The organism is Dakarella massiliensis, assembly GCF_001182045.1.
Classification (GTDB): domain Bacteria; phylum Pseudomonadota; class Gammaproteobacteria; order Burkholderiales; family Burkholderiaceae_F; genus Mesosutterella; species Mesosutterella massiliensis.
Genome location: NZ_CVTY01000005.1, coordinates 330965 through 345550 on the forward strand (window position 1 = coordinate 330965; position 14586 = coordinate 345550).

Sequence of the window (14586 nt, forward strand, 5' to 3'; positions counted from 1 at the left end):
CAAAATACCGGGTTGGCGCCTGAGATCGCTACTTTTCCCCGGACTTTTTCTGTGTTCCCGAATTGGCTTTTGTGACGGACAGATTATCAAACGGCCCCTCAACCACATATTCGGAGGAGAGGATGTGAGAGAGCGGCACCTTGAGGCCGAAGGAGGCGATAAAGCCGCCGATGCCGGCAATCGGGTTCGCGAGTGTCAGGGCGAGCGCCGGACCCTCAATATGAATGTCAGGCAGCACGAGCACCTTGGCGTTCACCCGCTGACGGGGAAGACTGACGGATCCCTCGGCCACAATGGACGCCGCCGATCCCGAAATGGACATGTTCTTTGACGTGAGAACACCGGAATGAATCTGCCCGGTCATATCAATCGTGTCAAACGAGAAGCCCTTGCCGAAAACGTCCCTGAAGTCGAGCGTCAGCCGCTTGAGCAGAGACTGCATGGAAAGCAGAGAGAGGAACCGTCCGGCAAGGCCCGGATCCACCTGCAGGAACCGGCCGCTCCTGATGTGAGAGACCAGATCGCCATTCAGATTGGCGGCATTGAAGTCCTGAGGCGCCCCCTTCCAGGAGAGATTGAGATACACCTCACCCGGAGCGCCGCTGATGACGCCGCTCGGCGCTGAGAGTTCCTTCAGAAGCCGCCCGGTGTCGCGGGAAATCAGTTCGGCACTGACCTTGGTGAGATTCTCTTTGCTGTTCTTTGTCCATGATCCCGAGGCTGTCAGTTTGGCTGCCCCGTTATCCGCGGAGAGGTTCTTCAGTGTCCAGACATGGCCGCCGTCCGAGGTGGCAGCAGAACTCGCCATAATCGCAATGCTGCCGAGCTTCATGTCTTCAAGCTGGAGATCGCGGATACGGAGATCCATCGACGGGAGCTGCTCCGCAGGGGTCGTGGCGATATAGCGGCGGAACCGGGTGCCGCCTTCTTCCGGAATATAGAGGTGAGAAAGCTCACCGCGGATTTCCGCGGGACGTCTTCCGGACGCTGCGCGGTAGCGGACGTTTCCGGAAGCACTGGCGGAATGGAGACTCGCGAGCCACCAGTCACCCTCGGGTTCAATCGCAAGGCTGACATCCGGGAACGAGCGGTGCCCGATCACGAGGTTTTTCGTTTTCGCCCGGATCTCCGTAATGGGGAGCGGGAGCTGGGACTTGGCCACAGCGGGCGAATTTGTGATCGGTTCCAGTTCCTGCTGCCAGTGATTGACGTTGATACGGTCTGTCGTGACACGGACAGAGAGTCCCTTCTTCGGGAGCTTTGCGGCCTCTCCCACACCGACCGCCGCGTTCAGCGGCTCATAGCCCTCTGTCTTCAGGGGCTTCATGGTCGCAAGAGCGTTCAGAACGCTGCCAGCCTTTGCGGTGAGAGAAACCGTGCCGTCCTTATTCGTATCCCAGGTGAACACTGCAGGGAGGGTTTCGTCCGCGCTCTTTTTAAAGGGATGCGGGAAATCGACAGCGATGCCCTTCATGTCGGAATTGACAGTAAAGGCGAGATTGCTTCCGTCCGCGACACGGACATGCACCTGCGCGTCCGAGCTGCCGGAGAAATGAGCAAGGAGCGGATCAAGCGATCCATCACTGCCGAAGAGCCGCTTGAGATCAGCAATCCCTGCCCGGGTTTTAGCATCCACCAGGATGGAGTCATCGTCAGCCATCCGGAGGGTGCCCTGCGCCGGGATGCCCCAGACTGAAGCGTTCAGACCGTCAGACCAGAAGTTTCCCTGCGTGAACCGGATGGTGCCGGAGGCGTTATCAAATTCCGGGATACTGTTCCCAAGATCCACCCGATTGTTGTCGAGGCGGACCGTGCCGGCGACAAGGGTCCTCTCCGGGGCGGAAAGCGGGATGCTGAGTGCGAGAGAGAGGGAGCCGGTGCCGGTGGCCCGTGCCGGATCGAGGAAGTGATCCAGCCAGCCGGAAACCGGAGACTGCGTGAGGTAGTGCAGCATTTGCTGCGAGCTTCCCGCGGCTCGTCCGCTGATAAAGAGGTTTGAATCCGGAGCGTGCCCGCCCATATGAGGAATTTCAGCGATGACGCCATGGAGCGGCACCTGGTCTGAAATGCCCGTGTCTCCGGCGATCACCATCCGGTCCGCTTCGAAAAGGAACTGTCCATTTACACGGCTGACAATCGGCCAGTCGCCGCCGATCACCCGTGCCCCGGTTTCAGTCCGCTTGTCAGAAGGCAGAAAGTCGAGGCTTGAATTCCGGAAGTTCCCCGTGACGAGGAAGAGTCCGCTTTTTGCGTCCCGTCCGTTATAGGGGAAGCGGTCGATCGGACCGTACCACTCAACCGCGGCGTTCCGGGCGACGCCTCCAAGGAGTGCCTGATGCAGCCAGTCAATGATCCCGGCACCGGCCAGTGTCGGTACGTACTTATAAGCTGACTTGACAAGGCTGTTCGCGGCCGTGGCTGTCACGCGGATGGTTCCGCTGCCGCCAGTGTCAATCCAGTCCGCGTCGCCTTTGATATTGATGTCCTGATTATGAAGCTCAATATCGCGGAAGTTCAGTTCAAGCTTCGGAGAGACAGACCAGAATGCCGTGCCGGAAAGCTTCCGGAACGGAACCCGCGGGTCTGGGAAAATGCCGGGGAAAGAGGCTTCGCCGTTTTCTCCCCAGGCTTTCACCATGCCGGTTTCGGGGTTCGCGGCAATGCTGCCATTCAGATGCCTGACACCGGGCATGCCGGGGATCTCGGGATCACGGTCCGGGATATCGCGGAAACTGACATCGCGGAAGTCGGAGGTGAAATCCCAGACAGGCGTTCCTTTCGGAGAGCCGAGAAGAGCGAAGCGGAAGTTTTCGAGTTGCCCCGTGGGGGTCATCTGGCGCATGAGTGACGCTGCGTCGCTCTTCGGCGCGAATCCTTCGAGAGCGGCGGCGGTTTCTTTCAGACCAAGCGAGTCGCCCACCGCATTGACAGTGTCATGCGTATGGTCATCGGAAAGCGAAATTCTGGCGTCAGCCTTCAGGGTTCGGGCCGGATTCCCGGAGGACTGAATCGAAAGCTGCGGAATGGTAATCGACGCGAGGTTCTGCTTCTTATCGAGTTTTCCATCAAAAAGCGCGGAAGCGGACACGCTGAAAGCCCGGTCGGAGGCGGACGCGGGTTTCAGGTTATCAAGGTCCAGAGTGCCGAGCAGTCGGCTGATGGAGGCGTTTGCATAGTCAGCCCAGAGTGTTCCGTGAGCACCGGCTTCTCTCACCGGGAGCTTTTCAGGAAGGGCCCGGACTACCGGCATCAGATCTTTCTGAGAAAAACTGGCGTAGATGCGGCCGTCCCACTTCTTCCAGTCGTCAGCGCGGCGGAACGGATGGCGGCGGATAGAGAAGCGGATATCAAGCGGCTCAGCAGTCTGTCCGCCAACCGCAAGGTTACCCTGCAGCCCGGTGTTCCAGGATTTCAGACTCTTGATATAAGAGATACGGCCATCCTGAAGCTCTATCGTCGGAAATTCGGTATTGGACGCGTCGCGGTACAGGATCCGGCTTCCGCTCAGGTGGATCTGCTTCTGCGCGAGGAGCCAGCTGATGAAGCCGCCGCTGTCGGATTCGGTTCCGAAATCAACCGTGATGCCGCCGATGTCAAACTTGGCGCCGGAAAGACGGGTTACCGTCAGATCGGGGCTTTTGATCGAGAGATTGACGAAGATCGGGGTAAGCCGGGGAATGGAAGACCAGTCGAGATCACCTTCCGCTTCCGGCACGCGGAGTGCCCTGGGAGAGGCGTCAGAACTGATTTCGACATTTTTCAGCGTGAGTTTCGGCCAGTAGGTGTCCCAGGCAGGAGAAATTTCGCCGATCCGGACATTCGCCTTCAGCGTCTTCGATAAATAGGCGGATATTTCATCCCGGTAATCGTTGACATGCGGGAGAACCACAAAACGAAGAGCAATGATGAACAGCGCGGCAAGCAAATAGAGGCCGATCAGCGTGGCCGCGATCACTCTCAGCCATCCGCGTGGATGCTTCCAAAAAGCATTGCCCTCCGCCTTTTTCATCCTCTCCGCCGCCCAACAAAGACCGAAAAAAATCCTACGGAAAACACTGTAACACAGCGGGAAAAGCTGAAAAGAGGAAAAGTGCTAATCCTGGCTGAAGGGCCCCGCGGGGAAAGTGCGCGCGGAGGACCCGGGAATCCCGCTCTTCGGGTATGAGTTTCCATAGATTGGGGGGCGGCTTTTTCAGTGGAGAGCCTTGCTGCGCCATAATCCAAAGATCAGCTGTCAGAAGTCAATCAGAAAAAAGGGTTCCCCATGCCGAAATGTGATTTCCGAGGAGTTATCGAGAATTCCCCCTTTGTCGAACGTTCTCTGAAGAGCATGTATCCGGGAACGGATGAAGCGGAGCTGCCTGCGAAGCTGGAAGCGCTCGCTCAGAGGTCGCCCTCGGCCGAAGAGATCCGGTCTGAGATCCGGGAGACGGAGGACGAAGAGGCGCTTGCGCTTCGCATGCGGGATGTCCGGCGCCGGATCCTCGTGACACTGGCCGCGCGGGACGCGACCGGACTTGGCGGTTATCCGGAAGTGGTCCGCGTGATGACAGAGCTTGCCGAGGAGACGATCCAGGCGGCTGTTCGCTGTCAGACCCGGCTGCTCGCGGAACGGTTCGGCGTTCCGATGTCAGAGGAAGGTGTGCCGCAGGATCTGCTTGTCGTCGGTATGGGGAAGCTGGGCGGCGCGGAACTCAATGTGTCCTCTGATATTGATCTGATCTTCCTTTACGACTGTGACGGCGAAACCCGGCCGACAGAAGAATTCCCGGCCCGGCGTTCGCTCTCAAACCGCGAGTTTTTCGAGCGGGTGGCGCGCCGCGTGATCCCAATGCTGTCCGATATCCGCGGCTGCGGTTTTGTGTTCCGCGTGGATATGCGGCTCCGTCCGAATGGGACGTCCGGCCCGATGGTCTGTTCAAGCGGCATGCTCGAGGAATACCTCTATACGCAGGGCCGCGATTGGGAGCGCTTTGCCTGGCTGAAGGGAAGAATCGTATCGGAACCGGTATTCGCGTCGCCTGACGCCTATAAGGCGCAGTGTGCCTCGATCGAATCCCTGGTCCGTCCGTTTGTTTACCGGAAGTATGTTGACTTCAGCGCCATCTCGTCCCTTGCTGCGCTGCACGACATGATCCGCGCGGAAACCATCCGCCGGGAGCTGAAGCATCAGGGGCAGGGGGTCAATGTCAAACTCGGAAGCGGCGGTATCCGCAATATTGAATTTATCGCGCAGACCTTCCAGGTGATCCGTGGGGGCCGTGATCCGCTTCTCCGCTCCCACAGCACGCTTCAGACGCTGGGGTATCTCGCGGACCGGGGCGCTCTGACCGCAAGTGTCGCTGAGCGTCTGAAGCGAAGCTATGTGATGCTTCGCAATCTGGAGCACGCCATTCAGTATGTGGATGATCAGCAGACGCAGCTCTGGCCGACTGATCCGGCGGCGCGTCACCGGGTTGCCATGCTGTACGGCGAAGAGGAATCAGCGCTGGACGCGAAGCTGCAGGAAGTGCGGGAATTTGTCCGGACGACATTTGACTCGATTTTCCATGCCCAGGAACAGACGGAGGAATCGGCCTCTGACTGGCCTGAAGGGTGGACCGCCGGGCTTCCGGGCACGGAGAAGCCGCTTGCCGCGAAAATCGCCTCTCTCGGGTACCAGGATTCGGATTCACTTGCGGCTCGGGTTCTCGCTCTGATGTCGTCCCGCAATATCGGGCGGAGCAACGGGGCGCTTGAACGCATGGCGAGTGTGCTGAAGCAGGTGTTTGAACACTGTACGGAGTGGGCTAGGTTTGATACGAGTACGGTGAGCAGCGATGAGGAGCTGGACCGCTGTCTCGGACTGCTTGAAGTGATTGCCGGGCGACCGACCTATGTGGCGCTGCTCTATCAGTATCCCGACATGCTGAAGCGGGTCGGCCGGGTGCTCGCGTCGAGCCGCTGGGCCGCGGATTACCTGAAGGAGCATCCGATCATCCTGGATGAACTGATGGATCAGCGTGTTGAAGAGTTCAGTGACGACACGCCGGCGGACTGGTCCGCTTGGGCTGACCGTCTCCGCACGGAACTCCGGGCAGCCGCGGACGATCAGGAGCGGCAGCTTAATCTGATCCGCGACGCTCATCACGGCGCTGTCTTCCGGCTGCTGATGGCGGACCTCGACCGGAGGCTCTCCACGGTGCGGCTCGCCGATCAGCTTTCCGCACTGGCGGATGCGGTGATTGAGATTGTGCTCGAGCTCGCATGGAATTCTCTTTCCCGAAAGTTCGATGGGGATCCGAAGTTTGCCGTGATTGCCTACGGGAAACTCGGCGGCAAGGAGCTCGGCTACGCCTCTGATCTCGATCTCATTTATCTCTATGACGACGATCGGATGGATTCCGACATGGTTTATACGAGACTCGTACGCCGGATGATGAACTGGCTCACGATGCAGACGTCTTCGGGGCGCCTTTTTGAAGTGGATCTCAGGCTTCGTCCGAACGGCGCGGATGGTCTTGTGGTGTCCTCCTTCGACTCCTGGCAGAAGTACGAGCGGAATGAGGACGGCAAGGGAGCATGGACCTGGGAGCTTCAGGCTCTGACCCGGGCCCGGTTCTGCGCGGGCGACACCTCGATCGGTGAAAAGTTTGAAGCGGAAAGAAAACGGATTCTTCAGAGTCCGAGGAACCGCGCGGAGCTTGCCTCTGAGGTGATCAGCATGCGGCAGCGGATGCTGGACGGGCATAAGAACCCGACGGAGCTTTTCGATATCAAGCATGACCGGGGCGGCATGGTGGATATTGAGTTTGTGGTTCAGTATCTGGCGCTTGCCTATTCAAAAGATTTTCCGGAACTCGTCGGGAATCTCGGCAATATCCATCTGCTCGCCATCGCGGCGGATTCCGGGCTGATTTCGAAGGACCTTGCCCGTGACTGCTCTGAGGCCTACAGGAAGTACCGGGCTATTCAGCGTGAGGTCCGGCTCGCTCAGGGGGATGGCCCCGTGAGAGTGGATCCCGCCCGGGTTGAGGGAGAAATTGCCTCTGTGAGCCAGCTTTGGAATGACGTTATCGGCGCTGCCGCGCAGACGGGAGAGGAGGCGCATCATGCCGCGTCTTGAGTGCGACTACGCAGCGCCCTCCTGGGCACCGGGCGCACATCTTCAGACCATTATCCCTGCGCGGATTTCTCCGCGGCCTGAAGTGAAGTACCGCCGTGAGCATTGGGACACGCCGGACGGAGACTTCATTCTCTTCGACTGGTGTCTTCCCGAGCCGAAAGATCCGAAAACGCCGATCCTGATCCACTTTCATGGACTCGAGGGGGCGTCAGACAGCCATTACGCAATCGCCCTGATGCATGAAGCGTCGCTTCGGGGCTGGCGGGGTTGTGTGGCCTGTTACCGGAGCTGCGGCGGCGAGCTGAACCGTCTTCCGAGAGCGTATTTCGCCGGGGATACCGCGGAGTGCGCCTGGGTGGTGCAGTGTGTGCACGCCCGGTTCCCGGAGGCCCCGATTTATCTCGCGGGGATGTCGCTTGGAGGCAATTACGTCGCGAAGTACGCGGGCGATATGGGTGAGTCCATCCCGTCCTACGTCAGGGCGATTGCGGCAATCGGCGCGCCGCTTGACCTTGTGGCCGGATCCGAGATTGTCTGTCACGGAGCGAACCGGCTCTATGCCAAGATGTTCCTCAGCACCCTGAAGGAAAAGGTGGAGAGGAAGATCCAGATTTTCGGTGACTTCATCGATGTCCGGGCTTTCCGCCGGGTGAAAAACCTTTATGAGTTTGACGAGGTTTACACCGCGCCGATCCACGGATTCAAGAACGGTATGGATTACTGGACCCGCTGCAGCGCGAAGTACGTACTGCCGGATGTCAGAGTGCCGCTTCTGCTTCTGAATCCTCTGAACGATCCCTTCCAGCCGATCTGGGCCCTGCCGACAGAAAGTGATGTATCTGACTTTGTGTTTCTGGAGCAGCCCGCTGAGGGCGGTCATATCGGGTTTCCCATGGGAAAGTGGCCTGGCACCATAGACTGGCTGCCGCGTCATATTCTGCATTTCTTTGACTTTGTTGAGGGCTCCCCGGCATTAATCAGGAATAAATAAGACATATCCCGTAAAATTTCTTCTTCTTTACTGAAGCGGCCCGCTGGACGGCGGGCTCGGGTCCGTGACCGGAGGAATCCTCCGGTCCGGCGTGAGTTAGGACGAAGAACTATGGGTAAGAAGCCTCAGATTGCGGTTTTGCTAGCGAACACAGGAACTCCGGATGATCCCTCTCCCGAAGCGGTGCGCCGCTATCTGCGTGATTATCTGAAGGACCGGCGTATTGTCGAAATGCCGCCTTTCATCTGGCTGCCCATCCTGTACGGCTCGGTCCTCAGGAAGCGGCCGGCGAAGTCCGCGGCGAAGTACCGTCAGATCTGGACGCCGGAAGGATCTCCTCTTGTTGTTCACGCGAGAAAGATCGCGGAAAGCCTGAATGAGCGGATGGAGGCATCAGATCTTCCTGTCCGTGTCGAATATTCCATGTGCTATGGGAATCCGTCTCTTGACGCCCAGATCCGGAAGATTGTGGCGGAGGGGATAGAGAAGCTCTTTATCCTGCCGCTTTTCCCTCAGTACTCTCCTCAGACTGTCGGGTCCGTTATGGATACCGTAGGCAAAACCTACCGGACGTTGCGGAACATTCCGGCAACGAGAACCGTAAAGCGGTTCTGCGACCGCGGCGACTGGGTGCAGGCGATGGCGCAGCACGTTCGGAATTACTGGGCTGAGCACGGCGACCCCTGGAGCGAAGCCGGGAAACTGATTTTCAGTTTCCACGGTGTTCCGGAGGAGTGCGTGAAGGAAAAGGGCGACACATATCAGCAGGAATGCATCGATTCCTCGAAGGCAATCGCCGCGGCTTTGAATCTCACCCCTGAGCAGTGGGAAACCGATTTCCAGTCCAAATTCGGTCCCCACGAGTGGCTGCAGCCTTACACGATTGAGCGCGCGAAGACGCTGGGTTCCGAAGGTCTGAATCGCCTCGATATCGTCTGCCCGAGCTTCACCTGCGACTGTCTGGAAACGAATGAGGAAGTCGATCTCGGGATTCGCAAGGTCTATGAAGAGGCCAATCCCACAGGCCATTTTCACTACATTCCCTGTCTCAACAGCACGCCGGGCGCCATTGATTTTTATGAAAGACTCATCCGCGACGAGCTTCAGGGGTGGCTATAAAGGGTTAACCCTTATGTAAATCTGCTTCCGTCGGCCCCATATAAGTTTGGTAGCTCTTTCTATGCGGATTTGGAGGAATAAATGACGGAAGCAGCATGCGACAAACAGAAGGCTAAGGCACAGGACACGGAAGACGTGATGCCGGATGCTGCCCAGGCGGATGCAAAGACCGCCTGCGGGTGCGGGAAGGAAGCCGCTTCTTCTGAGGAAAAGAATGACGCGGCAGTGGCTGAGCTTACTGAAAAGCTTCAGCAGGCCGAGAAGAAGATCGCTGAAAATTACGACATGTATGTCCGCGCGATGGCGGAAGTCGAAAACACCCGCAAGCGCGCGGAAGCCGATGTGCTGAAGGCCGAAAAGTTCGGCATCGACAAGTTCGCGACGAACCTGCTTCCCGTGATGGATTCCCTTGAGAAGGCGATGGAACATGCTCAGAAGGAAGAGGGCCTGATGAAGGACGGTCTTCTTGCCATCTATCGGCAGCTGGTTCACGCCATGGAAGTTTCCGGCATGAAGAGCTTTGAACCCGTCGGTGAAAAGTTTGATCCGAACAGGCACCAGGCAGTCACCGTGGTCCCTCCCGCTGAAGGGCAGGAGTCCGGCACGGTCGCAACGGTTTTCCAGAAGGGCTGGATGATTCAGGAACGGGTGCTCCGTCCTGCGATGGTTGCCGTTGCGCAGGGTTGAAAAAAAACAAAACGTCCCCATATAGGGATTACGGGTGATCCAAACAGGTCACCTCAGAACTGATTTGACTAATGAAATGAGGCTGTTCAAGACAGCGGCCTCGCAGATAAAGGACTGGCAAATAAATGGGCAAGATCATTGGTATTGACCTTGGTACAACCAATTCAGCTGTGGCTGTGATGGAAGGCGACAAGGTCCGCGTGATTGAGAACAGCGAGGGCGCTCGTACGACGCCTTCCGTCGTGGCGTATATGGACAGCGGCGAAGTGGTCGTGGGCGTGCCCGCGAAGCGCCAGGCCGTGACGAACGCGAAGAACACGATTTTTGAGGTGAAGCGTCTGATTGGCCGCCGCTATGACGATCCGGCTGTTCAGTCCGCCATGCCCCATCTGCCGTACAAGATTGTTCAGGCCGATAACGGTGATGCCTGGGTGCAGGTGCAGGGTGACCGCAAGCTTGCTCCGCAGCAGGTTTCCGCTGAAGTGCTCCGCAAGATGAAGAAGACCGCTGAGGATTATCTCGGCGAACCGGTGACGGAAGCCGTGATTACGGTTCCGGCCTACTTCAACGACAGCCAGCGTCAGGCAACGAAGGACGCCGGCCGCATCGCTGGCCTTGAAGTGAAGCGCATCATCAACGAACCGACCGCTTCTGCTCTGGCCTTCGGCCTCGACAAGGGCGGCAAGGGTGACCGCAAGATCGCCGTGTATGACCTCGGCGGCGGCACGTTTGATATTTCGATCGTTGAACTCGCGGACGTTGACGGCGACAAGCAGTTTGAAGTGCTGTCCACGAACGGCGATACGTTCCTCGGCGGCGCGGACTTTGACCGCCGCGTGATGGACTACCTGATCAGCGAATTCAAGAAGGACACGGGCATCGATCTCTCGAAGGATTCCCTCGCCCTGCAGCGTCTGAAGGATGCCGCTGAATCCGCGAAGATTGAGCTCTCCAGCCGTCAGGAAACGGAAATCAACGTTCCGTACATCACGGCTGACGCCACGGGCCCGAAGCATCTGAATGTGACGCTGACCCGCTCCAAGTTTGAGAGCCTCGTTGAGGACCTCGTGCAGCGTTCCATCGAACCCTGCCGCAAGGCTCTGAAGGATGCCGGCCTGCAGCCGTCTGACATTTCCGACGTGATTCTGGTCGGCGGTCAGTCCCGTATGCCGCGTGTCCAGGAAGTGGTGAAGGAATTCTTCGGTCAGGAACCGCGTAAGGACGTGAACCCGGATGAGGCTGTGGCTATCGGTGCCGCGGTTCAGGGCTCCGTGCTTTCCGGCGATACCCGCGACGTGCTCCTGCTCGACGTGACTCCGCTTACCCTCGGTATTGAAACCCTGGGCGGCGTGATGACCCCGATGATCAAGCGCAACACCACGATCCCGACGAAGCATCAGCAGGTCTTCTCGACGGCTGAGGACAATCAGCCTGCCGTGACGATCAAGGTCTATCAGGGTGAACGTCAGATGGCCGAAGGCAATAAGCTCCTCGGTGAGTTCAACCTCGAAGGCATTCCGCCGTCTCCGCGCGGACTGCCGCAGATTGAAGTGACCTTCGATATCGATGCGAACGGCATCCTGCACGTGAGCGCGAAGGACAAGGCTACCGGTAAGGCGAACCACATCGAGATCAAGGCGAGCTCCGGTCTGTCGGATGCGGAAATCGACCGCATGATGAAGGAAGCCGAAGCGAACAAGGCTGAGGATCAGCGCCGCTTCGATCTGGCTCAGGCCCGCAATCAGGCTGATGCCGCCATCGCCCAGGTTCAGAAGACCCTGAAGGACCTCGGCGACAAGGTGGATCCGGCTGACCGTGCTGCCTGCGAGGCTGAGATCAAGGCTGTCGAAACCGCTCAGCGCGGCGAAAACAAGGACGCGATCAACAGCGCGGTTGAGAAGCTGATGGCTGCCGCTCAGAAGATCGGTGAGAAGCTGAACGCCGCTGCCCAGCAGCAGGGCGCTGCTCAGCAGCAGGCCTCCGGTGCCAAGCCGGAAGGTGCTGCCAAGTCTGACAAGTCCGATGACGACGTGGTCGACGCTGACTTCAAAGAAGTCAAGCATTGATCCGCGCCCGATGCGGCAATGAGGTAATGTAACCGCACACAGGGTCGATTCCCCGATTAAGGGAACCGGCCCTTTTGCGGTTTTAATGCAAATTGATTGATTAGGATGCTGCAGAATTTGCGGTGTTTCTTTCCACAGCGGACGGCAAAATTAAATGGCTGATAGAGATTATTACGAGGTCCTGGGTGTTTCGCGCGATGCTACGGCTGAAGAAATCAAGAAGGCGTATCGGCGTCTCGCTATGAAGTACCACCCGGATCGGAATCCTGGGGATGAGACCGCAAAGGAAAAGTTTGAAGAGGTTGGAGCGGCCTACGCGGCGCTGTCCGATCCTCAGAAGCGCGCGGCCTATGACCGATTCGGAAAGGAAGGCCTGAATGGCGCCGCCGGCGGCCCGGATATGGGCGGCATGGGCGGAATGAACGGGGCTGATATTTTCGGAAGCGTGTTCGGGGATATCTTCGGCGACATGTTCCGCAACCAGGCGGGCGGCGGACGGGCGGATGCGCGTTCCTACGCTTATCCGGGCGAGGATCTTCAGTATGAGCTCACGATTACGCTCGAGGATGCCGCGAAGGGCATGAAGCCTGAGATCCGGGTTCCGGTCTGGGATACCTGCGAAACCTGCCACGGCTCCGGCTGCAAGCCCGGTACTTCCAAGACGACCTGCCCGCACTGCGGCGGACGCGGTACGGTCCGTATGTCTCAGGGCTTCTTCTCGGTTGAGCAGACCTGCCCGCACTGCCACGGTACCGGTCAGGTGATCAAGGATCCGTGCCCTGACTGCGGCGGCACCGGACACCAGAGAAAGACGAAGACCCTCCAGGTGAACATTCCGGCCGGTATTGATGACGGTCAGCGTATCCGCCTTTCCGGCATGGGCGGTCCGGGCACGAACGGCGGCGAGCCGGGAGACCTCTACGTGGTGGTTCATGTGAAGCCGCATGACCTCTTCCGCCGTGAGGGATCCAACCTTTACGTGGATCAGCCGATTTCCTTCGTGCTTGCGGCGCTCGGCGGTGAAATCACTGTGCCGAGTCTCGATGGCGAATCCCGGATCACGCTGCCGGAAGGCACACAGACCGGTCAGGTCTTCCGCCTGCGCGGCAAGGGTATCAAGAACCTGCGTTCCGGCGCGAAGGGAGATCTCTTCTGCCGCGTGTATGTTGAGACGCCGGTGAATCTGAGCGCCGAGCAGAAGAAGATCCTGAAGAGCTTCGATACGAGCATCGCGAAGAACGAATCAAAGCACTCTCCGAAGCATCAGGGATTCCTGGATCGCGTGAAGAAGTTCTTTTCGGATTGACTCGAATCGTTCCTGAAGTGGATCAGGAACTGAAAATCGGGAAAACCATTCAGAGCAGCACCTCTTTTCAAAAGAAGAGGTGCTGTTTTGCTATGGAGAGCCGAGTCAGACTCAGATGTCGAGAGGAACACCCTGAGGCGAGTCGGTCGCCTGCTGCACGGCTGTTCTGACAATCAGTGACAGACCGAGAGCGCCAAGCGCCGCGGCGATCAGAACGATCGACGTGGAGACCGTGACGGAGTAGAGGCCGACAAGCGGCGACACGATGCCGCCCGCGACAAAGCCTGAGGCGCCAAGGACAGCGGATGCGGCGCCTGCCATCTTTCTCTGCCTCGACATGGCGATCGAGGACGCGGTCGGGAAAGTGGTCCCGAGCGACACCAGCAGCAGGAAGAAGCAGGGTTCAAGGAGCCAGAGCGAGGCACCGGTGAGCAGCGATCCTCCGACGAGAAGAGAGAAAAGCACAAGCCCCGCGGACCCGAAGACGAGAACCCGCTCAGGATTCATCATCTTGCTGGACACCACAGCTCCGAGACCGATACCGCAGGCATTGATCCCGAACATTACGCTGTAGCCAATGCTGGAGAGCCCATAGATCTTCTGATAGATAAAGGGGGAAGAGGCGATATAGCCAAACAGCACCGAGAAGGCAAAGCACTGCTGGAGCACAGTGAGCCTGAAGCAGCGGTCTTTGAAAACAGAGCCAAGCGAGAGGAAAACGGTTATCGGCTTCCGGGGATTGCGGCGGGTCTCGTCGAGTGTTTCCGGAAGCTTGACGGCGAGCGCGAGAAGCGCGACCCCGATCAGCGTGAGGAAAACGAAGATACCGCGCCAGTCAGTGACTGTGATGAGAAGCGCGCCGATAATCGGTGCGGTGACCGGCGCGATGCCATTGACGGATCCCATGGTGCCCATCGCTTTCATGAGCTCTCGCCCCTCAAAGAGGTCGGTCGCGATCGATCGTGAAAGCACGATGCCGCTCGCGCCCGCGAATCCCTGGAAAAACCGGAGCGTAATGAAGGTGAGAATATTGGGCGACAGGATCGAGATCACCGTGATGGCGATGAAGAGCACGAGACAGACGAGAAGCGGTTTCTTGCGCCCGAGGTGATCAGAAAGCGGTCCGATCACAAGCTGGCCGGCAGCGAGCCCCGCCATGCTGGTGGTGAGGCCAAGCTGCACAAGAGCGGGCGTTGTGCCGAAGTATTCGACCTGTTCCGGAAGGGAAGAGAGGTAGAGGTCAGTAATGTAGGGGCCGAAGGCGGTCAGAAGGCCAAGGGTCCAGAGCAGGTAGGTTCTTGATATCTTCATG

The 14586-nt window shown here is 58.5% G+C and carries 8 protein-coding genes; 6 read left to right on the forward strand and 2 right to left on the reverse strand.

The window, feature by feature from the left end:
- Positions 1 to 28: 28 nt before the first annotated feature.
- Complete coding sequence (locus BN1936_RS03255) at positions 29 to 4009, reverse strand: YhdP family protein (protein WP_022443263.1); 3981 nt, start codon at positions 4007 to 4009, stop codon at positions 29 to 31.
- Positions 4010 to 4264: 255 nt separating this feature from the next.
- Between BN1936_RS03255 and glnE the strand changes: the two genes are divergently transcribed.
- From glnE to dnaJ, 6 genes are all read left to right on the forward strand, one after another.
- Positions 4265 to 7105 carry a bifunctional [glutamate--ammonia ligase]-adenylyl-L-tyrosine phosphorylase/[glutamate--ammonia-ligase] adenylyltransferase gene (gene glnE, locus BN1936_RS03260; protein ID WP_022443262.1) on the forward strand — a complete coding sequence of 947 codons (2841 nt, stop codon included), beginning with the start codon at positions 4265 to 4267 and terminating at the stop codon, positions 7103 to 7105.
- Positions 7092 to 8096 (forward strand): YheT family hydrolase, encoded by a 1005-nt coding sequence (locus BN1936_RS03265; RefSeq protein WP_022443261.1) that lies wholly within the window; start codon positions 7092 to 7094, stop codon positions 8094 to 8096. The genes glnE and BN1936_RS03265 overlap by 14 nt, the downstream gene beginning before the upstream one ends.
- Before the next feature lie 111 nt (positions 8097 to 8207).
- The gene (gene hemH, locus BN1936_RS03270; RefSeq protein ID WP_022443260.1) at positions 8208 to 9215 is read left to right on the forward strand and encodes a ferrochelatase; all 1008 of its coding nucleotides are present in this window, start codon (positions 8208 to 8210) and stop codon (positions 9213 to 9215) included.
- An 81-nt stretch (positions 9216 to 9296) separates the two neighbouring features.
- Positions 9297 to 9902, forward strand: a complete 606-nt coding sequence (gene grpE / locus BN1936_RS03275; protein ID WP_022443259.1) for a nucleotide exchange factor GrpE — start codon at positions 9297 to 9299, stop codon at positions 9900 to 9902.
- Between the two features lie 125 nt (positions 9903 to 10027).
- Positions 10028 to 11968, forward strand: a complete 1941-nt coding sequence (gene dnaK / locus BN1936_RS03280; RefSeq protein WP_022443258.1) for a molecular chaperone DnaK — start codon at positions 10028 to 10030, stop codon at positions 11966 to 11968.
- A 154-nt stretch (positions 11969 to 12122) separates the two neighbouring features.
- Positions 12123 to 13274, forward strand: coding sequence for a molecular chaperone DnaJ (gene dnaJ / locus BN1936_RS03285; protein WP_049686620.1), 1152 nt, complete (start codon positions 12123 to 12125; stop codon positions 13272 to 13274).
- Between the two features lie 111 nt (positions 13275 to 13385).
- Here the strand turns inward: dnaJ and BN1936_RS03290 are convergent, their stop codons facing one another.
- Complete coding sequence (locus BN1936_RS03290) at positions 13386 to 14585, reverse strand: multidrug effflux MFS transporter (protein ID WP_022443256.1); 1200 nt, start codon at positions 14583 to 14585, stop codon at positions 13386 to 13388.
- Position 14586: the final 1 nt, after the last annotated feature.